We start from the raw sequence: 19695 nt of genomic DNA on the forward strand, positions 1-19695 counted from the left end.
CACTTGGCGGCCCATTAAATGAGCAAGATGCGAATATTGTTGACAGGCAGCGGCGGAATGGTTGGGCGCAATGTGCTCGAACACCCCAGCATCGGTGACTATGAAGTGCTGGCACCGCGTAGCAACGAACTGGACTTGCGAGATTTTGGCGCCGTTGAGGCTTATCTGGAACAACACAAGCCTGATCTGGTGATTCATGTTGCGGGTAAAGTGGGTGGCATCCAGGCGAACATAAGAGAGCCCGTGAGCTTTCTGCTGGATAACTTGGACATGGGCCGTAATATTGTATGGGCCACCTACAAGGCCGGTATAACGCGCCTGATCAATCTGGGCAGCTCATGCATGTACCCGCGCAACCATTCCGACCCTTTAAGTGAGGAGATGGTCCTCAAGGGCGAACTGGAGCCGACTAACGAAGGCTATGCACTGGCCAAGATCGCTACCGCGCGCCTTTGCGAATACATCATGCGCGAGGATGCTCGCTTTCAATATAAAACCCTCATTCCCTGCAATATCTACGGCCGCTTCGACAAATTTGATCCCGTTCACTCGCATCTCTTGCCCGCCATCATTCACAAGATCCATATGGCGAAAGAAAATGGCGAACAATCCGTTGAAATCTGGGGCGACGGTACGGCTCGACGTGAGTTCATGTACGGTGGCGATCTGGCCGACGCGATAGTGCATGCGATAAAGGAGTTCGATTCGCTGCCACCCTATTTGAACATCGGGCTAGGGCACGACTTCTCTATCAACGAATACTACCAAGCCGTGGCTGCAGTGATGGGATATGACGGGCGGTTTGAGCATAACCTCGACAGACCTGTGGGGATGGCCCGTAAACTAGTAAGCATCGAGCGTCAATCGCTGTGGGGGTGGAGTCCGCGCCACGGCCTGCAAGAGGGCGTCGAAAAGACCTATCGTTATTATCTGGAGCATCAGCAATGAGTATTCAATTTCCGCTGGCAGCCTCTTCCTGGGAAAAGGAAGAGCTTGACGCAATGCAACGTGTTATCGCCACTGGCATGTTTACCATGGGCGAACAGGTTAAAGCATTTGAGCGGGATTTTGCGCAATATGTTGGTAGCAAACATTGCGTCATGGTGAACTCCGGCTCCTCTGCAAACCTGTTGATTGTGGCCGCGCTGTTCTATACTCAAAACACTGCTTTGAAACTGAAACGTGGCGACGAAATCATTGTGCCCGCCGTATCCTGGAGCACGACCTACTACCCGCTTTACCAATACGGCCTGAAGATAAAATTTGTCGACATCGATCTGCAAACACTTAATTACGACCTCGAGCAACTTGAGCTTGCAGTGACCGACAAGACTCGGGCGATTATGGCTGTGAACCTGCTCGGCAATCCCAATGACTTTGGGCGCATTCAGGAAATTATTGGTAATCGTAATATAGTTCTAATCGAAGACAACTGCGAGTCCATGGGCGCCACTTACAACGGTAAACCGGCTGGCACCTTTGGCGTTATGGGTAGTTTCAGTTCCTTCTTTAGTCATCATATCTCGACGATGGAAGGCGGCCTGATTGTGACCGACGACGAAGAACTCTATCAGATTCTGCTTTCACTACGCGCGCACGGCTGGACACGCAATCTACCCAAGCAAAATCTGGTGTGCGGCGAAAAAAGCGATGATCCGTTCGAGGAGTCCTTCCGTTTTGTCTTGCCCGGATACAACGTTCGGCCGCTCGAACTGGAAGGGGCACTTGGCGTGGAACAAGTGAAGCGCCTCCCTCGGATGATTGAGGCGCGGCGTGAAAACGGCGCTCTTCTGCAAGCCGCCATGAGTGATCATCCAGAGATCATGATTCAACTTGAAGTCGGACAGTCCAGCTGGTTTGGCTTTAGCCTGGTGATACGACCTGGGAGCACATTGACACGCAAGGCACTGGTTTCCAAACTGAATAATATTGGATTTGAATGCCGCCCTATTGTTGCAGGGAACTTTGCGAAGAACGAAGTGGTCAAATATTTTGACTCAGAGGTTCATGGGGTACTGAAGAATGCCGAACATATAGACCAATTTGGCCTGTTTGTTGGCAATCATCATTATGCCATTCCAGAAGCATTCACCTTACTCAGCAGCATTCAAGCCTGATGCGATTTATATCTTTCTTTAAAAATAAGATACTGATCGGCCTGGTGAATATTCGTGGTGGCAACCGCATTCGCTCGCACGCCGTCTCAGCACCGGCTGTTGACGGTTCTACGGGCGTAGAAACCCTGCATGACGTAAACGTAGACGCTGCCAGTAACATTGGCAGCTATACCTATATCGGCTCCCACAGCGCAATCACAAAAAGCACAATAGGGAAATATTGCTCCATTGCAAATAATGTATCAATTGGACAAGGTGAGCATTTGCTCGATCGCGTTTCGACTTCAGCGTCTTTTTATAAATCACCTTGGGAGACGCTCACCCAAAAAGAATGCATTATCGAAAGCGACGTCTGGATCGGTGTAGATGCGGTTGTTTTGAGAGGCGTGAAAATCGGGTTTGGTGCGGTGGTTGCTGCAAATGCGGTTGTCACCAAAGATGTGCCTCCGTTTGCCATCGTGGGCGGTGTTCCTGCACGGCTTATTCGGTTCCGTTTTTCAGAAGAGCATCAAAATCTGATTCTGGCCTCTCGCTGGTGGGAGCATGGGCATGCAGAGGCTGAGTTGATAGTCACACGGCTAGAAGCAGAGATGGCGCTGGAGAACATATGAAACATTCTCTTTTACGCGGCTTTGGGCTGCGCAAGAATATTATCTTTGATATTCATAGCTCCTATAACAGAGATAACTGCTTTGCTCCTTATGCTCGGCTTAAGGAGGCTTTAAATGCACGTAATATAGAAATCAACACGTCAGATTCAACCCAAAAAGGTGTTGTTCTTTTTGAGCTCCACCAGGATGTTCAGCTCGAATCAGATGCCGCTGATAACTATCTACTCTTGTTTGAAACCCCATTTATCAGGTCCGAAAATGGCGATCGCTCTCATTTTAATCGCTATCGAAAGATTTTTACTTGGGATGATGAACTGGTTGATGGTAAGCGATTTATAAAGATAAATTTCCCTAACAACCTAGAGGTTCACGGTGTAGACGGTTTCTCTTCAAGAAGCCAGTTTTGCTGCCTTATTTCAAGCAATCGTGCGCTGTCGGTCCCAGACAGCAGAGACTTGTATATTGAACGTGTTGCCGCTATACGTTGGTTTGAAAAGAATGCACCACAAAATTTTGATTTGTACGGCGTGGACTGGAATTTCCCAGCCGCAAAAGGTGGAATCAGAGGTCGAATCGAACGTCGACTCTGGAAGCTTTTAAATCGAGTTATAAAACTCCGCTCTTTCCCAAGTTATCGCGGACGAATTGATAGTAAACATGACGTCCTGAAGAAGACACGCTTTTCTATTTGTTATGAAAATGTAAGTGATTTGCCTGGATATATAACTGAAAAAATATTTGATTGTTTTTTTGCAGGGTGCATACCCATTTATTGGGGGGCGAGCAATATAACCAAGCACATCCCGGAAAACTGCTTCATTGATCGCCGTCGATTTAATAGCATGTCAGAGCTTTATAACTTTCTGCAAGCAATGACCGAAATTGAGTTTATCAGCTACCAACAGCGGATTTCAGATTTTTTGAACAGCGATGCGGCTTACCCTTTTGGAGCGGATTTCTTCGCGGAGACTATCGTTAACACGGTAGCTGAAGATCTTGGCATTTAAGCGTGACTTTCTAGTTATCAGCTTCGGGCGCTTCGGAACGACGCTCATTGCTCTGATCTCGATCCGTGCAGTGACGTCCTTTTTATCACCCGAAAAATATGGCGAACTGGCCATTTTAATAACGATACAGATGTTATGTGGTTTATTCCTGATAAATCCTGTCGGCCAGCATATTAATCTGCATACACATGCCTGGTGGGATGAAGGTACGTTGATTCAACGACTCAAGTCGTACAGCTTATACATCATCACCGCGTCTACTCTTGGTTCTATTGTCGCTTTGGCTGTCACCCATTCGACTTCACCTACCATCGCCGCCTATACGGTGGCTATTGTTTTTATGATGGTGGCTGCGGGAACCTGGAATGCAACACTGGTCCCGATGCTGAATATGCTCGGTTTCCGCACTGCCTCCGTCGGCTGGTCTGTCGCCACGGCAGCAACCGGTCTGATTGCCTCGATCTCCTTCGTCACCCTTTGGCCATCAGCGATTGCCTGGTTCGCTGGCCAAGCGGTGGGGATGCTCGTTGGAGCAATAGGCGCGCGTTATTACCTCAAGGCCCATGTCTCTGCGACTGCTTACAGCCAACCACGATTGCCACTGCTCAACAAAAAAACAGTCACGACATACTGCGCCCCGCTGGCAGTAGCGGCCGGTTTAATGTGGATACAGCTTAGTGGATATCGTTTTGCCATTGAACACTATTGGGGACTCGCTCAACTGGGTTTCTTTGCCGTGGGCCTGCAGCTGGCCGGGCAAATATGGGCCTTGGTAGAGTCCCTTGCCATTCAGTTCCTGTATCCGTTTTTCTTCCGCCGAGTCAGCGAGCACTCTAACGACGCCGAGGTACGATTAGCTGTTTCCGACCTTTTGAATACGCTGCTACCAGCCTATTTACTTCTGGCAGGCCTGACCGTTCTCGCAGCACCTTATCTGTTAAAATTACTCGTTGCTTCCGAGTACAGTAATGCATGGCAATTTGTGGTAGTGGGTGCAGTGATTGAGCTGTGCAGGGCATCAGGAAACGTCTTAAGCAACGCCGCACACGTCAAAAGAAAAACCACCTCATTAGCACTACCTTATGCATCAGGTGCGGCAGTTATTTTAGTGTTTATCGTGGCCGCAGGCACCTACAGGATGGACATCCGGTGGGCAGGTCTCGCTCTGATCGCGGGCGCATTACTGATGCTCTTCACGATGTATGTGAATATGCATAAGCAGGTAAAATTCAAGCTGGATCGCGTGCGTTGTTCAAGTGCCTTTTTTCTGATGATGGGCATGGTGGGCCTCGTCGCGTATATGCCGCAAGCGCTCGGTTGGACTGCCGCTATTGCTGATCTTCTGGTCATATCAATACTGGGAGGGGGGGTATTGCTTCTGATGCTTTGGAAAAACCCCGCCCTCTCAAGGCTGCTCAACGTGCAGCTAAGGAAGAGTTAAGATGGTTATTGCACACCTTATTGGCGGTCTGGGCAATCAGATGTTTCAGTACGCGGCTGCTCGTGCGCTTTCGTCCCGAAAAAATACGGAGCTATTGCTGGATACGGAATCCTTTGAATCCTACACACTTCATCAGGGTTTCGAGCTGGATAGATTATTCTCAGGGGAAATCCGTATTGCCCGTCACTCAGATATTCAACAGGCACTTGGCTGGCAGGCCCCATCTTCAGTCCGTCGCATTTTGCAACGTTCAAAACTATCCTGGTTACGAAAGGCAGGCTTGGCCATCGAGCCAACATTCCAGTATTGGGATGGCCTGCAGACGGTCCCGGACGACTGCTATATGATGGGATACTGGCAGAGCGAGCGCTACTTTCGAGATGCTGCAGACATCATTCGAAAAGACTTCACCTTCAAACCGCAGATGACGGTTGAAAACGCTGCAATTGCTGAAAAAATCCATCAGACCAATGCCATCAGCCTGCATGTACGGCGTGGGGACTATGTGAACAACTCAGCCTATGCTGCTTGCTCGCTGAATTATTATAAGTCTGCTATTCGGCACCTTTCCAAAGACATTCAATCGCCCACGTTCTTCATTTTTTCTGATGACATTGAATGGGTAAAAAACAATCTAAAAATAGAACATCAACACACTTACGTTGACCATAATAAAGGCCAAGAAAGCTATAACGACATGCGGCTCATGAGCTTATGTAAACACCATATTATTGCTAACAGTTCGTTCAGCTGGTGGGGGGCATGGCTAAGTTCAAATACTGACAAAATCGTCGTCGCCCCTAAACAATGGTTCGCTAATAACACCTGTGTGAATGATCTATTTCCACCAGCATGGGTACTATTATGAGTATCAAGAACACCTCAAAAATATCGACCCTCGTTATCGGAGGCGGTGGCTATATTGGTGCATATCTTGCGTTTCAACTCATTGCCTCGGGCAGGCGAGTCACCGTCTTGGGACGCAGTCAGCAGCCGCGCTTCAAACTACCGTCCGAAGCAACTTACATTGCAGGAGATTTTGCACAACAAGAACTGATTTGCAGCCTCTTGGACGCCCATCAGGAAGTGATTCACCTTGCTTATGCTACCGTACCGAACACGTCTTTCGAGAACCCGTTGGCAGACCTGTTGCAAAACCTGCCGGCAACAGTACAGCTGTTCACCGAAGTATCACGGCGTCATCGAAAACTGGTACTGATATCCTCTGGTGGTACGGTCTATGGAGAGGCCTTGTCGTTACCCATTAGCGAGACGCACCCGGCCAAACCGATTTCTCCCTATGGCGTGACCAAACTCACACTTGAATGCTACGCTTATTTATACGCAAAAACCCATGGCCTCCAATTTGTTTGCGTACGTCCGGCCAACGCCTACGGTGTTGGCCAACGGCCCTTCGTCGGCCAAGGGTTTATTGCAACAGCAATAGCCTCTTCAATAAAAAATATCCCGATCAAAATATTTGGCGAAACAGGGTCTATTCGAGATTATTTATACGTCAGTGACGTCGCTTCCGGTATTGTTCATGCCTTGAACCATGGAAAGCTCTTTGAAGTTTACAATTTGGGCTCATCGTTTGGAATGAGCAATATTGAGGTTATAGAGGCTATTGAACCCCTGATGCGTCAAGTAGGATGCGGCATAAATATTCAACACCTTCCTGAGCGCGCTTTCGACGTAAAAGCCAACGTGCTGGATGCTTCAAAATTAAAAAGAGACACCGGCTGGTCTCCTCAGATAAATTTCAACGATGGATTGTCTATTACACGGGATTGGTTATGGAGCAACAAACATGACTTCTAGTGCTCCGGTCAGCTCTCCGTTAATTTCGGTTGTCTTGCCTGTCTATAATGGCTCAGATTTTTTAGCCGCTGCTATAGATTCCATCCTCAAGCAGACAATCTCTGATTTCGAACTCATTATAATTGATGATGGTTCGACAGATAACTCTTTGGCCATTCTGCACTACTACGAGGAGCGCGATCCCCGTATCAAGGTCATTACTCGTGCAAATAAAGGACTGGCTAATACGCTAAATGAATCACTCACTCTTGCGACAGGAGAGTGGATCGCGCGAATGGACCAAGATGATATCGCGCTTCCCTTGCGATTTGAAAAGCAACTCGCTTACCTGAGATCTTCGGGCGCCGATATAGTTGGGAGCTGGGTTAAACGTTTTGGCGCCGCAGACAATCGAATCGTCAGGCTACCCGAGTCCGACAATGCCATAAAAATGGAGATGCTATTTCTCTCTCCTTTCGCTCATCCAACCGTTATGATGCGTGCGGCACTGGTCAAGCAACTACGCTATGAACACAAGTGGGACAAAGCCGAAGACTATGATCTCTGGGTAAGAGCGGCTATCGCCGGATGGAAAATGGGAAATGTGCCTGAGGTCCTACTTCTGTATCGCGTCCATGCTGCTCAGATTTCTACGGCAGCTTCTAATCGTCAACTGAAACTTTCTCAGGGTATAAGAAAAGCCTACTGGAATTATATTTTTAATTTATGGAACATAGACAAGTCGTGTATCGACTCAGTGTTGAACAGTCGCGTGACAGGCCTAAAGGCCGACATAAACGAAATTGAAAAAGCAATGACTGAAGTGTTGCGAAACTGCCAGGAAAGCTCTCGGGAAGTAGTCCTAAGCCACGCCTTGCGGATCTATTATCGGATGGCAGCAGACTGCCCTGATATTGTTTCGCGCTGGAAAAAACTGAGCAACGAATTTGCAGAGGGAGCTTCTCTAAAAAGCAGACTCATGCTGGGTGGATTACGATTCTTCAGAGTCAAACCGGAAGGCAATTTTTTCATCGGAATACGGGCTATATTGATTTTTTTGCAGGCCCGATAGCCGTCAATCATAAAGTACTTAATTACACTATCAATTTCGGTATTATATGAGCATGCAGAGCATTATTAACGTATCATTTTTTTCAAGAAAAAATTTAATATCCTTCGTATTATTTTCTATCTGGCTGACTCTTTTCTTTTACGGAGTCGTTCGATACCAAGGTGCTTGGTATGTTTATACTGTTTTTTCCTTGGCTTTTTTATTGTTGTTGCTTTCCGGCCTCTGCTGGAAAGTCACGTATGGGTATATCTTTCTAGCAGTAATATTTTGGCTCGGATTTTGGCTCAAAACGGTTACACACCTGCTGATAGATTACCCCTTTGAGGAGCCAGTAGGCCTTTTCAGCAACACGGGCGCAGAGTGGGATGCTGTTCTGGTTATTGCTAGCCTTGGAGCAGTAGGGATAATTATCGGAAGACTGATTTACCATGGTTTTTTTGGCAGGGTGCCTACAATGACTGTTGATGTCAGCTACCCACAGCCCACGTGGTACAAACAGTACAAAGTCTCTTTGTGGAGCGCGATCGCGATCGCGATGATCGTTTTTTCTGTACTGAATATGCTTTTTTCTTTTCAACAAATCGGTTTGGTTCCAAGAACCATCATCTGGCCCCTAAACGCGCTCACCTTCTGGTTACAGTCTACAGGCTTCGCTATGGCTGTGGCGACTCTTTTATGGTGGGAAGTACTGTCAAAAAAGGGAAACATAAACACTGTTTATTTCGTACTATTTGAAGCCACCACCTCATCTATCTCGCTTCTGAGTAGAGGTCTATATATATTTCACATTATCCCTTTGTTTTTCTCCCTCTTCATAAATCGACGTCACCTGTACAAGGTCAACCTTAAATGGGCAAGCATGTTGCTCAGCTCCTGCCTTCTCTTATTTCTGCTCTGCTATCCCATTGTCAACTCTGTCCGTGACTATTACTACTCATCCGTCCCTTTAACAATGCCTTGGCAGCCTCAAGAAAAATCATCGACCTTGGAAAAGGGCATGTTATTGGAAAAGGGCATCTTAAAATTAGCTAAATTTTCAGTGGATCGCTGGATCGGCATCGAAGGGCTGATGGCCACCTCAGCTCATCCAGATAAAAATCTTTCCCTGTTCCTATCGGCTGCGGTGGAAAAAGGCAGTATTGGTAAGGCGTCTATCTTCCAAGAAATAGCCTTGTCGCACTACAGATTTATGGACCTGAATAAATTTGTATTTGCCACTTTGCCGGGCCCGGTATCTTTCTTTTATTTATCGGGGAGCTCATGGCTGGTAGTCATTGGAATGGCGATATTGTCTTTTCTTGTACTAACGAGTGAAAGGCTACTTTATAAGTTTTTACCCAATCCCTTTTTGGCTGCCCTCTGGGGAAGTATTCTTGCCACCACGGTCGGGCAAATGGGTGTCAATATTCCTGGACTTATTTTTTACCTGTTTTTGTGCTCGCTTGGTATTTTGACACTTTACTTATTTCAACATTCTTTTTTTGTAAAGCACTTCCCTTTGGGGAAACACAAGTCGTAACGATTGGGGGACCCTGTGAAAAAGGTAAAAGTACTGACATTTTCTGTTTATTATCTCCCTGGTTACAAAGGAGGAGGACCGATACGAACCATTGAAAACATGGTTTCGCATCTTGACGATGACCTCGAGTTCTGGATCGTTACTCGTGATCGTGACTCGGGCGACACCTGTCCATATCCTGCAGTAACGCGCGGTGAGTGGCATAAACAGGGAAACGCCTACGTCTATTATCTCCCGCAGGAAGAGACGAGCTTAAAGGCTATTGGTAGCATTATAAAAAATACCGCTCACGACATTGTTTACCTGAATAGCTTTTTTGATCCTGTGTTTACAGTTTTTCCACTGTTGCATCGATATTTTGGCCGAGCGACCATGAAGCCGTTTGTACTCGCACCACGTGGTGAGTTTGCCGAAGCGGCTCTAAAAATAAAAAAATTCAAGAAATCATGCTATTTAAAAATATGCCGTATTCTAGGCTTGACGAAAGGATTGCTATTTCAAGCTTCCAGCGAATATGAGCTTAATGACATCAAATACATACTGGGTGTCAATGAGTCCTCAATCAGGATTGCACTTGACCTGCCCAGCAAAAAAACTCATGCCATCGCAGAGGCCTCGTTGGTTTCTGCTACCGTGGGTGACCCTCTGCGCGTGATATTTCTTTCGAGGATATCACCCATGAAAAATCTTGATTTTGCGATTCGAGCCTTGATGTCATTGCGTAGCAGTGTGCAGTTCGACATTTATGGACCGAAAGAGGACCTTTCCTATTGGGCCCAGTGCGAGCAGTTACTGAATCAGCTGCCTCACAACATAAAATCCAGCTATTGCGGTAATGTATTGCCAGATAATGTGAAGGACACATTCTCTCGATATGATTTATTTTTATTCCCTACCCGGGGAGAAAACTATGGTCATGTGATAGCCGAGTCCATCAGTGCCGGTACCCCGGTTTTATTGAGCGATAGAACTCCTTGGCGCACACTTGATGAGAATGGCTTGGGTTGGGTTATACCCTTGGACTCTCCTGAGTTGTTCTCTAAAAAAATTGAGATGTTCTCAAGCCTGCCTTGCGAGCAACGAAATGAAAAACGCCGTCAAATATTGAAGTTTTCCGAGGAGAACTTTTGCAATCCAGAATCAATAAATCAAAACCGCGACCTGTTTCTGTCCTTGACTAATAGCAGAAGTCAGTAGTTCGACTAGAGAGAAACGGGTCGAACACGGCGACTTTGATATCCCGCTCGACCAGGGCAGCGAGATCGTCGATGGGCTTTCGAAAGTCCATAGGCTGGTGGTTGAGGGGGATGCTCCCGGCTAAGCTGCCTCTCGTCATGGGGGAATATCGTGAGTCGTAGCACCTTGCCTGGGGACAGCAATCACTGTCAAAATGTAAGCGCATTTCTGAGGCAGGGTCCTAAAATCCAGGCACTTATTTCAACCGAATAGAATGTGACTTTTTTGAAGCTATTAATTTTTTCCCAGTACTTTAGTCCTGAAAGCTTCATTATCAATGATATAGCGCGAACTCTCGCGGCTCAGGGGCATGAGGTTGTAGTTGCTACCGGTAAGCCCAATTATCCAGATGGCAAGATATTTCCCGGATACCGTGCTTGGGGTTGTCAGCGTGAGCGTTATCTTGAGGGTATCGAAATTCTGAGAGTGCCCTTATGGCCGCGAGGTGAAGGCGGCGCGAAAAACATGGTTCTCAACTATCTTTCATTTGTTATTGGGGGACTGTTGTTTTTCCCTTGGTTGCTGCGAAAGCGAGAATTTGACGCCATTCTGGTTTTCGCCCCGTCACCTATCACCCAGGCTATTCCTGCGATTGTGCTCAAGTGGCTGAAAAAAGCACGTCTTGCCTTGTGGGTGCAGGATCTTTGGCCTGAGAGTCTTGCCGCAACAGGGTTTGTAAAAAATCGGTATCTGCTAAGGATGGTTGGCTGGATGGTCAGGGGGATCTATGCTTGTTGCGATCAACTGCTGGTCCAGTCTCATGCCTTTATCGAACCCGTCGCTGACTATGCATCCCGGAACAAAATTGTCTACTACCCCAACTCTGTAGATGTTCAGGCACCCAAGGTCGTGGTGCCAATTCCTCATGATTTGTCTGCGGTACTGGAGCGTCATTTTTGTGTCGTCTTTGCTGGCAATCTCGGGACTGCCCAGGCGCTGAGCACACTTCTGCAGGCGGCAATACATTTGCGTGATGACCGCGATATCTGTCTGGTGCTGGTTGGCAGTGGTAGCCGACTGGATTGGCTCAAGGAGCAAAAGCAAGCGCACGGACTGGAAAACCTGATTCTACCAGGCCGTTTTCCCGTTGAAGCCATGCCGGAAATTTTTGCGCGCTCCTCGGCTCTATTGGTTTCTCTCAATGATGAGAGCATTTTCTCCCAAACCATTCCGAGCAAAATCCAGTCTTACCTGGCCGCTGGAAAGCCTATCATTGCGTGCTTGAACGGTGAGGGCGCTCGAATTGTCCAAGAGGCCGGTGCGGGTTTATCCTCTCCTGCCGAGCAGGTACTGCCGCTGGTCGCCACTATTCGTAAGATGCGGAGCCTCAGTGACGTCGAGAGAGAGGCAATGGGACGCTCTGGTCGTGACTATTTTGATCAGCATTTCGAAATGGGGCGGCAGGTCAGTCGTTTGGTCGAGTTGCTGCGGGGCTGATTTTGGCGCTTTAGCCCACCAGCACGCAGTGAGCAGGATTAATTCAAGATTTGGATCTGAGTGGCATCATGAAGATATTAGTGTTGGGCATTACCGGAATGCTCGGTAGTGCTGTATTCAAAGCATTCAGCCAAGATTCTCAGCATGAGGTATGGGGGACTCTGCGTGGTTCGGCGGCCCTCAAGCATTTTTCTGCATTCGATTACGAACGCATTCTGACGGGAGTCGATGTGCTGGATCAGGACACGCTTGTGACGGCGTTCGCACAGGTACGTCCGGACGTGGTCATCAACTGCGTCGGGCTGATCAAGCAACTGGCCGATGCCAAGGACCCGCTGACGGCGCTGCCGATCAATGCCATGTTGCCGCATCGGCTGGCACGGCTCTGTGCCCTGAGCGGTGCGCGCCTGATTCATGTCAGCACCGATTGCGTCTTCTCTGGACGTAAAGGTGGTTACCTGGAAAGTGATCTTTCGGATGCCGAAGATCTGTACGGAAAATCCAAGTACATCGGCGAACTGCACGACCTGCCCAATGCGATCACCCTGCGCACCTCGATCATCGGTCATGAGTTGAACTCCAGTCACTCTCTGGTGGATTGGTTCCTGGCGCAACAAGGCAGTGTGCGAGGCTTTTCCCGGGCTATTTTCTCCGGGCTGCCCACCGCTGAGCTGGCTCGGGTCATGAAAGACTTCGTCCTGCCGCACCCGGAGCTCAATGGCCTGTATCATGTCGCGGCAGAGCCGATTGCCAAGCTGGACCTGTTGACCTTGATTGCCGGTCAATACGGCAAGTCCATCGAGATCCACCCAGACGCGGCACTAGTGATCGATCGTTCGCTCAACAGCGAACGCTTCACTCAGGCTACTGGATACAAAGCCCCAACCTGGCCCCGGCTCATCGAGCTGATGCACGCCACTCGCTAACGAATTCGGAAGGTTTACATGTTCGACGACAAGGTATTGATGATCACCGGTGGTACCGGTTCTTTCGGCCATACGGTCCTCAAGCGTTTTCTCAATACCGCTGTGCGCGAGATTCGCATCTTCAGTCGTGATGAGAAGAAGCAGGAAGACATGCGTATTGCCTTGGCCAATGACAAGGTCAAGTTCTACATCGGCGATGTCCGCGATTACGACAGTTTGTCCCAGGCGATGGTCGGTGTGGATTACATCTTCCACGCCGCGGCACTGAAACAGGTGCCGTCCTGCGAGTTCTATCCGATGGAAGCGGTGCGCACCAATGTGCTGGGTACCGAGAACGTGCTGAATGCCGCGATTGCCAGTGGTGTGCAGCGGGTTGTGGTGTTGAGCACCGACAAAGCCGTCTATCCGATCAACGCCATGGGTATCTCCAAGGCCATGGCGGAAAAGCTGATGGTGGCCAAGTCGCGCATGATCCCGGCCAAAGGCCCGGTTATTTGCGCCACCCGTTATGGCAACGTCATGGCCTCGCGTGGTTCGGTGATTCCATTGTTCGTCGATCAACTGCGCTCAGGTGAAGTGCTGACGGTGACTGACCCGCACATGACCCGCTTCCTCATGTCGCTTGAAGACTCGGTCGACCTGGTTTTGCATGCTTTCGAACACGGCCAGCAGGGTGATTTGTTCGTCCAGAAAGCCCCGGCTTCTACTGTCGGTGATTTGGCCGAAGCGCTCAAGCAACTGTTTGGCAAGAGCAACGAAGTCAAGGTTATCGGTACTCGCCACGGCGAGAAACTCTATGAGTCGCTGGTTTCCCGAGAGGAAATGGCCAAGGCCGAAGACATGGGGCGTTACTACCGGATTCCGGCGGATAACCGCGACCTGAACTACAAGAAGTACTTTGTCGAGGGCGAACAGCGGATCTCCGAGCTGGACGATTACACCTCCCACAATACAACGCGCCTGGATGTGCCTGGGATCAAGGAACTGTTGCTCAAGCTCGACTACATCAAGGAGCAACTCGATGCTTAAGGTCATGACGCTGGTCGGTACACGTCCCGAACTGATCAAGATGAGCCGGGTTATCGCCGAGCTGGATCGCCAGGTCGATCATGTGCTGGTGCATTCCGGGCAGAACTACGATTACGAACTCAACCAAGTGTTCTTCGACGATCTGGAGATCCGCAAACCGGACCATTTCCTTGGTGCTGCCGGCGATACCGCGGCCAAGACCATCGCCGAAGTCATTGCCAAGTCCGATGAAATCTTCGAGCTGGAAAAGCCTGACGCGTTGCTGCTGTATGGCGACACCAATACTTGCCTGGCGGTGATCGCAGCCAAGCGCCGCAAGATTCCGGTGTTCCATATGGAAGCGGGCAACCGCTGCTTCGATCAGCGGGTGCCTGAGGAGCTGAACCGCAAGGTGCTGGATCACCTCAGTGACATCAATATGGTGCTGACCGAGCATGCTCGCCGTTATCTGATCGCCGAGGGCATTCGTCCTGAAACGATCATCAAGACCGGTTCGCACATGCAGGAAGTCCTCGACTACTACATGCCCAAGATCGAACAGTCCGATGTGTTGGAACGCAGTGGTCTGGAGCAGGACAAGTTCTTTATCGTCAGTGCTCACCGTGAGGAGAACGTCGATACGCCGGATAACCTGCGTGATTTGCTCGATACCCTGCGGGCCCTGGCCGATCACTATGGCTTCCCATTGATCGTTTCGACGCATCCACGTACCCGCAAGCGTCTGGAAGCTTTGGGGGAGTCGCTCGATCACCCGTTGATCCGCTTCGTCAAACCGTTCGGCCTGCTGGACTACATCAAGCTGCAGATGTCGGCGTTCTGTGTGCTCTCTGACAGCGGCACCATCACCGAAGAAGCTTCGCTGCTGAACCTGCCCGCTGTCACCCTGCGCAATGCCCACGAGCGTCCCGAGGGGATGGATGAAGGCACGCTGATCATGAGCGGCTTGAAGCGTGGATCGGTGATGGATGCGGTACGGGTGGTTACCAGCCAACATTCTCGCGATGAGCGCAAAGTGCCGTTGGTGCCGGACTATCAAGGTGGGCCGGTTTCGTTGCAAGTGGTTCGTGTGGTGCTGAGTTACACCGACTACATCAATCGCACTGTCTGGAACAAAGCCTGAGCACGCCATGACGCTAATCCTTTTGACGGGTGCCAGTGGTTTTGTTGGCTCTGCGGTCCAGGCTGAGTTGCTGAACGACAGGCGCTTTACATTGCGTGCGGCCTACCGACAGTTGCCGACGCAGTCGGTACCTGGCTTGCAGGTGTGCCAGATATCCGGTTTGACCCAGGATACCGATTGGCAAGCCGCCTTGGAGAGCATCGAGGTGGTCATTCACTGCGCGGCCCGCGTGCATGTCATGAATGAGCATGAGGCGGACCCCCTGGCTGCTTTTCGCCGGGTGAATGTGCAAGGTACGTTGCGCTTGGCGGAGCAGGCGGCCCAGGCGGGGGTTCGGCGGTTCGTTTACCTGAGTTCGATCAAGGTCAACGGTGAGGGTACGTTGCCGGAGCGTCCGTATACGGCAGGCGACCAACCGAATCCGCAGGATCCCTACGGTGTTTCCAAGTGGGAGGCCGAGCAGGGCTTGCAGGCGCTGGCGACGCGGACTGGCATGGAGGTCGTGATCATTCGACCAGTGCTGGTCTATGGGCCCGGAGTGAAGGCAAATTTCCGCAATATGATGAGTTGGCTGAGCCGGGGAATCCCTCTGCCGCTGGGGGCCATTGCCAACAAGCGCAGCTTGGTGGCAATGGATAATCTGGTCGACCTGATCGTGAGATGCATCCATCATCCGGCTGCTGCCCACCAGGTTTTCCTGGTGAGTGATGATGAAGATCTGTCCACCAGCCAATTACTGCGTCGGATGGCACGAGCGCTGGGCCGCCAGGCTTATCTCTTACCAGTACCGATGAGACTGTTGAACAGTGTTGCGCAACTTCTGGGGAGAAAGGCAATGTCCCAGCGTCTTTGCGGATCATTAACGGTCGATATCGAAAAAACCAAAAAACTGCTCGAATGGTCTCCTCCACTCGGTGTAGATGACGCCTTGGCAAAGACGGCAAAAGACTTTCTGGCGCATCGAAAGTGATGCCTGTGGGAAAGATTGCCGCGATTTGATCAAGTCTGTGTGTCCCCACGCTATTGGTGGGGACACACAAGCGATCAGTGCAACTTCAACCGCGGATCCGTCCCACGTCCGATCCGGCTGCCGAGCATCAGCATCAGGGTGCGGAAGGTGCCATACAGCGCCATCTGGTGCATCCGATACAGCGACACATAGAACATCCGCGCCAGCCAACCTTCCAGCATTACGCTGCCAGTCAGATTACCCATCAGGTTGCCGACGGCGGAAAAGCGTGACAGCGAAATCAGCGAGCCGTAATCGGTATAGCGATACTCCGGCAAGGTCTTGCCTTCGATACGCAGTTTCAGCGACTTGGCCAGCAATGACGCCTGCTGATGCGCGGCTTGCGCCCGTGGCGGTACATTGCGGTCGCTCCCCGGCTGCGGGCAGGCGGCGCAATCGCCGAAGGCAAAGATATTCTCGTCGCGGGTGGTCTGCAGCGTCGGCAATACCTGCAGCTGATTGATCCGGTTGGTTTCCAGGCCATCGATTTCCTTGAGAAAGCCCGGCGCGCGGATCCCCGCCGCCCAGACCTTGAGGCTCGCGGCAATCACCTGACCGTCGGCAGTCACCAGGTTTTCCGCGGTCACTTCACTCACGGCCGCATTGGTCATGACCCGCACCCCGAGTTTTTCCAGGGTCTTGTGCACCGGTCCGCCGATGCGCTCCGGCAAGGCCGGTAATACCCGAGGACCGGCCTCGATCAGGGTGATGTGCATGTTTTCCGGTTTGATACGGTCCAGGCCATAGGCCGCCAGTTCATGGGCGGCGTTATGCAGTTCGGCCGCCAGCTCCACGCCGGTGGCGCCAGCGCCGACAATGGCCACGCTGATCTGCTCGACCGCATCGCTTTGCCCGGCATGGGCGCGCAGGTAATGGTTGAGCAGTTGCTGGTGGAAACGCTCGGCCTGTTTGCGGGTGTCGAGGAACAGGCAGTGTTGCGCCGCGCCTTCGGTGCCGAAATCGTTGGTGGTGCTGCCCACCGCAATCACCAGCGAGTCGTAGCCCAGTTCCCGGGCAGGCAGCAGCTCCACGCCGTGTTCGTCGTAGGTGGCGGCCAGCTGGATCTTTTTCTGCTCGCGGTCGAGCCCGCTCATGCGCCCCAGCTGGAACTCGAAGTGGTTCCATTTTGCCTGGGCGACATAGTTGAGCTCGTCGGCCGAAGAATTCAGCGAGCCGGCCGCCACTTCATGCAGCAGGGGTTTCCAGATGTGGGTCAGGTTCGCGTCGACCAGCATGACGCTGGCAATGCCGCGCTTGCCCAGGGTCTTACCCAGGCGGGTCGCCAACTCCAGGCCGCCGGCGCCGCCGCCGACGATCACGATACGATGGTTCATGGGGATATCTCGCAAGGCTAAAGGAAATCTGTGCCTGCGTTATCCGGGCGAGCGCGAAGCAGCTCATAGCAGCAGATAACTCAGGAAGCGGCTCAACAGGCCCAGGCCGATGACCACGGCGAGCACCACCACCAGGAGTATCCACGGCCGAAATGGCCGGCGCTCGACTTGGTGTTGGGGGAGCTGCAGGTACTGATCGACATGCTGCTGGTCGTCGGGGTTCAGGCGGCTGGTCATGGGAGCCTCGTCAGGTAGACGTTACCAAGATGCTTTGTATCACTGGTGCGGTGATTACGCCATGGGCTTACAAACTGATGCCGACGTCGAAAACAATGCTGCGCCCCAGGTTGCCGCGCAGGAAGTCCGGGGCGTCGGGGTGGGCGAACAGCACCCGGGCGAAGGTCGGCCCCACCAGCGACAACGAGCGCCAGCCCTGGCGCAGGTATTCGGTCGGGGGCGGGAAGTGGCTGTTGAGGTCGAGCACTTCGCGCTTGAGACTGGCGAAGGCGATGATGTCCAGCTCGCCCAGGTCCAGCCCGCGCTCCTGGTAGTTGTGGGCTTTTTTGCGCAGGGTCGGCGCCAGCCGCTGCAGTAGCTCGGAGGCGGGAATACGCCTGGGTTTGGCCTCGCGGCGCACCAGCTGGCTGAGGGAAAAAGCGCTGCGTCGGCGCTGCAACTCTTCGCGCCACTCATCGTTGAGGCGCCGGCCTTCGTCGAGGACGAAAAACACCTCGAAGCAGGCGTCGCGAAACAGCACGTCCGGCGGCTCCTGGGCGGGGTGGAAGTCTTCGGCGCGATAGGCAATGTTCAGCCCTTGCAGCAGGCGCTGGCAGACCCAACGCTCACGCTCCCATTTGCGGGCATTGGAAAGAAACGTGTTGGCTTGCTCCGCCTGGATGGTCAGCAAGCGTAAAAAGTCTGAGTCGTCCATGGCCCAAGCTTAGCGTTGAAACCGTAAGGTCTGGAAGTCTGGAGCAATTTTTGTCGACATGGTGCGTCGTAACCGGCGGTGTAGACTTCAGGACTCAAGCAGGCAAGGGTTGTCGAGCCCGCGGAGGGTGGAGAGGTTTTATGATCGGTGCGCAACTGCTGTCGCCGGCCAGCCTGGTTATTGGCTGGCTGATCTATCTGCCGGTGGTGGTCTGGGCGATCTGGCGTTCGCCCTGGGTCGAGCTGTTCACCGACAGTCGCCGCCAGCACCTGCTGTTCGGCACGGTCTTCGCGCTGTTCCTGCTCTGGTTGGTGCGGCGCGACTTCGACACCGGGGTGTCCTATCACTTTATCGGCTTGACGGCGGTGACCTTGCTGCTGGACTGGCCGCTGGCGATTGTCGGCGGGCTGGTGGCGCAGCTCGGCTTGGTGCTGTTGGGGCACCAGGATCTAGTCGCGCTCGGCGTCAATGGCAGCTTGTTGATCCTGCTGCCGGTGCTGGTGACGGAGAGCTGCGCAATCCTGGTGGAGCGGGCGCAGCCGCGTAATCCCTTTGTGTATATTTTCTGTTCGGGGTTTTTCGCCGCCGCCCTGGCGGCCTTGCTCTGCCTGCTGGCGAGCCTGGGCCTGCTGTGGTTCGACGGGCGTTTCGCCCTGCCGGAGTGGCTGGGGGATTTTGTCGGTTACCTGTGGCTGATCATTTTCCCCGAGGCCTTTATCAACGGCATGGTGGTCAGCGCGCTGGTGGTGTTCTGTCCGGAGTGGCTGGAAACCTTCAACCGCACCCGCTACCTGTCGGCGCCGTGGAAGGACAATGAGCCTCGTTGACCTGGGTCAACCTCGCAGACGCGCCCCGCGACCATGCTGCGGAAAAAACCGGGAGCAAGGTCATGAGTGTGTACGAATGGGCGCGTCAGCAGGTGCAGGCCAGTCTGGAAGATGCGCAAGTGGAGGGATTCGAGCCGGGGCTGGGCCTGCGCGCCTTGCTCAGTGCGGTGGTGCAACAGAGCAAGGCGCTACGCAGTGCCGAGGATCTGGCGGATGAACTGCAATTTCTCGCCGAGAACCTCGATGACGACCAGGACTACGGTTTTATGCGGCCCTGAT

Annotated in this window: 20 protein-coding genes; 17 read left to right on the forward strand and 3 right to left on the reverse strand. The window is 52.0% G+C overall.

Annotation, left to right across the window (positions count from 1 at the left end):
• Positions 1–18 precede the first annotated feature (18 nt).
• The 15 genes from AC07VG_RS03450 (at position 19) to AC07VG_RS03520 (ending at position 16285) form a co-directional block, all read left to right on the forward strand.
• Positions 19–948, forward strand: a complete 930-nt coding sequence (locus AC07VG_RS03450) for a GDP-L-fucose synthase family protein (protein ID WP_495020485.1) — start codon at positions 19–21, stop codon at positions 946–948.
• A complete protein-coding gene (locus AC07VG_RS03455) occupies positions 945–2117 on the forward strand; it encodes a DegT/DnrJ/EryC1/StrS family aminotransferase (protein ID WP_495020486.1) in 1173 nt (390 codons plus the stop codon). The genes AC07VG_RS03450 and AC07VG_RS03455 overlap by 4 nt, the downstream gene beginning before the upstream one ends.
• The gene (locus AC07VG_RS03460) at positions 2117–2728 is read left to right on the forward strand and encodes a CatB-related O-acetyltransferase (RefSeq protein ID WP_495020487.1); all 612 of its coding nucleotides are present in this window, start codon (positions 2117–2119) and stop codon (positions 2726–2728) included. Before AC07VG_RS03455 ends, AC07VG_RS03460 begins: the two co-directional genes overlap by 1 nt.
• The gene (locus AC07VG_RS03465; protein ID WP_495020488.1) at positions 2725–3735 is read left to right on the forward strand and encodes a glycosyltransferase family 10 domain-containing protein; all 1011 of its coding nucleotides are present in this window, start codon (positions 2725–2727) and stop codon (positions 3733–3735) included. The genes AC07VG_RS03460 and AC07VG_RS03465 overlap by 4 nt, the downstream gene beginning before the upstream one ends.
• Positions 3725–5176, forward strand: coding sequence for a lipopolysaccharide biosynthesis protein (locus AC07VG_RS03470; protein ID WP_495020489.1), 1452 nt, complete (start codon positions 3725–3727; stop codon positions 5174–5176). Before AC07VG_RS03465 ends, AC07VG_RS03470 begins: the two co-directional genes overlap by 11 nt.
• A 1-nt stretch (position 5177) precedes the next feature.
• A complete protein-coding gene (locus AC07VG_RS03475; RefSeq protein WP_495020490.1) occupies positions 5178–6044 on the forward strand; it encodes an alpha-1,2-fucosyltransferase in 867 nt (288 codons plus the stop codon).
• Positions 6041–6997, forward strand: coding sequence for an NAD-dependent epimerase/dehydratase family protein (locus tag AC07VG_RS03480; protein WP_495020491.1), 957 nt, complete (start codon positions 6041–6043; stop codon positions 6995–6997). The genes AC07VG_RS03475 and AC07VG_RS03480 overlap by 4 nt, the downstream gene beginning before the upstream one ends.
• A complete protein-coding gene (locus AC07VG_RS03485; RefSeq protein ID WP_495020492.1) occupies positions 6987–8048 on the forward strand; it encodes a glycosyltransferase family 2 protein in 1062 nt (353 codons plus the stop codon). The genes AC07VG_RS03480 and AC07VG_RS03485 overlap by 11 nt, the downstream gene beginning before the upstream one ends.
• A gap of 52 nt (positions 8049–8100) precedes the next feature.
• Positions 8101–9567, forward strand: coding sequence for a hypothetical protein (locus AC07VG_RS03490; protein WP_495020493.1), 1467 nt, complete (start codon positions 8101–8103; stop codon positions 9565–9567).
• 15 nt (positions 9568–9582) lie between these two features.
• Positions 9583–10764, forward strand: a complete 1182-nt coding sequence (locus AC07VG_RS03495; RefSeq protein WP_495020494.1) for a glycosyltransferase family 4 protein — start codon at positions 9583–9585, stop codon at positions 10762–10764.
• Positions 10765–11028: 264 nt separating this feature from the next.
• Complete coding sequence (locus AC07VG_RS03500) at positions 11029–12240, forward strand: glycosyltransferase family 4 protein (RefSeq protein ID WP_495020650.1); 1212 nt, start codon at positions 11029–11031, stop codon at positions 12238–12240.
• Between the two features lie 68 nt (positions 12241–12308).
• Positions 12309–13166 (forward strand): dTDP-4-dehydrorhamnose reductase family protein, encoded by an 858-nt coding sequence (locus AC07VG_RS03505; protein ID WP_495020495.1) that lies wholly within the window; start codon positions 12309–12311, stop codon positions 13164–13166.
• Positions 13167–13184: 18 nt separating this feature from the next.
• Positions 13185–14195 carry a polysaccharide biosynthesis protein gene (locus tag AC07VG_RS03510; protein WP_495004215.1) on the forward strand — a complete coding sequence of 337 codons (1011 nt, stop codon included), beginning with the start codon at positions 13185–13187 and terminating at the stop codon, positions 14193–14195.
• Positions 14188–15315: a non-hydrolyzing UDP-N-acetylglucosamine 2-epimerase gene (wecB, locus tag AC07VG_RS03515; protein ID WP_495020496.1), complete on the forward strand. Its 1128-nt coding sequence runs from the start codon at positions 14188–14190 to the stop codon at positions 15313–15315. Before AC07VG_RS03510 ends, wecB begins: the two co-directional genes overlap by 8 nt.
• 7 nt (positions 15316–15322) lie before the next feature.
• Positions 15323–16285 carry a UDP-glucose 4-epimerase family protein gene (locus AC07VG_RS03520; protein ID WP_495020497.1) on the forward strand — a complete coding sequence of 321 codons (963 nt, stop codon included), beginning with the start codon at positions 15323–15325 and terminating at the stop codon, positions 16283–16285.
• A gap of 74 nt (positions 16286–16359) precedes the next feature.
• Here AC07VG_RS03520 and AC07VG_RS03525 read toward each other — a convergent pair whose 3' ends face one another.
• The 3 genes from AC07VG_RS03525 to AC07VG_RS03535 form a co-directional block, all read right to left on the reverse strand.
• Complete coding sequence (locus AC07VG_RS03525) at positions 16360–17658, reverse strand: NAD(P)/FAD-dependent oxidoreductase (RefSeq protein WP_495004211.1); 1299 nt, start codon at positions 17656–17658, stop codon at positions 16360–16362.
• A gap of 63 nt (positions 17659–17721) precedes the next feature.
• The gene (locus AC07VG_RS03530; RefSeq protein WP_495020498.1) at positions 17722–17895 is read right to left on the reverse strand and encodes a DUF3094 family protein; all 174 of its coding nucleotides are present in this window, start codon (positions 17893–17895) and stop codon (positions 17722–17724) included.
• A 67-nt stretch (positions 17896–17962) separates the two neighbouring features.
• The gene (locus tag AC07VG_RS03535) at positions 17963–18589 is read right to left on the reverse strand and encodes a DUF1780 domain-containing protein (protein WP_495004209.1); all 627 of its coding nucleotides are present in this window, start codon (positions 18587–18589) and stop codon (positions 17963–17965) included.
• 140 nt (positions 18590–18729) lie between these two features.
• Between AC07VG_RS03535 and AC07VG_RS03540 the strand changes: the two genes are divergently transcribed.
• On the forward strand, positions 18730–19416 hold the full coding sequence (locus AC07VG_RS03540) for an energy-coupling factor ABC transporter permease (RefSeq protein ID WP_495004208.1): 687 nt from the start codon (positions 18730–18732) through the stop codon (positions 19414–19416).
• 62 nt (positions 19417–19478) lie between these two features.
• Positions 19479–19694, forward strand: a complete 216-nt coding sequence (locus AC07VG_RS03545; protein ID WP_495020499.1) for a hypothetical protein — start codon at positions 19479–19481, stop codon at positions 19692–19694.
• The last annotated feature ends 1 nt before the right edge of the window (position 19695 follow it).

This window comes from Pseudomonas sp. GW821-FHT03C07, assembly GCF_059420925.1.

Coding starts and splice junctions, on each gene's coding strand:
- AC07VG_RS03520 (WP_495020497.1), top strand. CDS start 15,323: ATGACGCTAATCCTTTTGACGGGTGCCAGTGGTTTTGTTGGCTCTGCG.
- AC07VG_RS03450 (WP_495020485.1), top strand. CDS start 19: ATGAGCAAGATGCGAATATTGTTGACAGGCAGCGGCGGAATGGTTGGG.
- AC07VG_RS03510 (WP_495004215.1), top strand. CDS start 13,185: ATGTTCGACGACAAGGTATTGATGATCACCGGTGGTACCGGTTCTTTC.
- AC07VG_RS03485 (WP_495020492.1), top strand. CDS start 6,987: ATGACTTCTAGTGCTCCGGTCAGCTCTCCGTTAATTTCGGTTGTCTTG.
- wecB (WP_495020496.1), top strand. CDS start 14,188: ATGCTTAAGGTCATGACGCTGGTCGGTACACGTCCCGAACTGATCAAG.
- AC07VG_RS03460 (WP_495020487.1), top strand. CDS start 2,117: ATGCGATTTATATCTTTCTTTAAAAATAAGATACTGATCGGCCTGGTG.
- AC07VG_RS03535 (WP_495004209.1), bottom strand. CDS start 18,589: ATGGACGACTCAGACTTTTTACGCTTGCTGACCATCCAGGCGGAGCAA.
- AC07VG_RS03465 (WP_495020488.1), top strand. CDS start 2,725: ATGAAACATTCTCTTTTACGCGGCTTTGGGCTGCGCAAGAATATTATC.
- AC07VG_RS03530 (WP_495020498.1), bottom strand. CDS start 17,895: ATGACCAGCCGCCTGAACCCCGACGACCAGCAGCATGTCGATCAGTAC.
- AC07VG_RS03475 (WP_495020490.1), top strand. CDS start 5,178: ATGGTTATTGCACACCTTATTGGCGGTCTGGGCAATCAGATGTTTCAG.
- AC07VG_RS03455 (WP_495020486.1), top strand. CDS start 945: ATGAGTATTCAATTTCCGCTGGCAGCCTCTTCCTGGGAAAAGGAAGAG.
- AC07VG_RS03525 (WP_495004211.1), bottom strand. CDS start 17,658: ATGAACCATCGTATCGTGATCGTCGGCGGCGGCGCCGGCGGCCTGGAG.
- AC07VG_RS03545 (WP_495020499.1), top strand. CDS start 19,479: ATGAGTGTGTACGAATGGGCGCGTCAGCAGGTGCAGGCCAGTCTGGAA.
- AC07VG_RS03540 (WP_495004208.1), top strand. CDS start 18,730: ATGATCGGTGCGCAACTGCTGTCGCCGGCCAGCCTGGTTATTGGCTGG.
- AC07VG_RS03490 (WP_495020493.1), top strand. CDS start 8,101: ATGCAGAGCATTATTAACGTATCATTTTTTTCAAGAAAAAATTTAATA.
- AC07VG_RS03505 (WP_495020495.1), top strand. CDS start 12,309: ATGAAGATATTAGTGTTGGGCATTACCGGAATGCTCGGTAGTGCTGTA.
- AC07VG_RS03480 (WP_495020491.1), top strand. CDS start 6,041: ATGAGTATCAAGAACACCTCAAAAATATCGACCCTCGTTATCGGAGGC.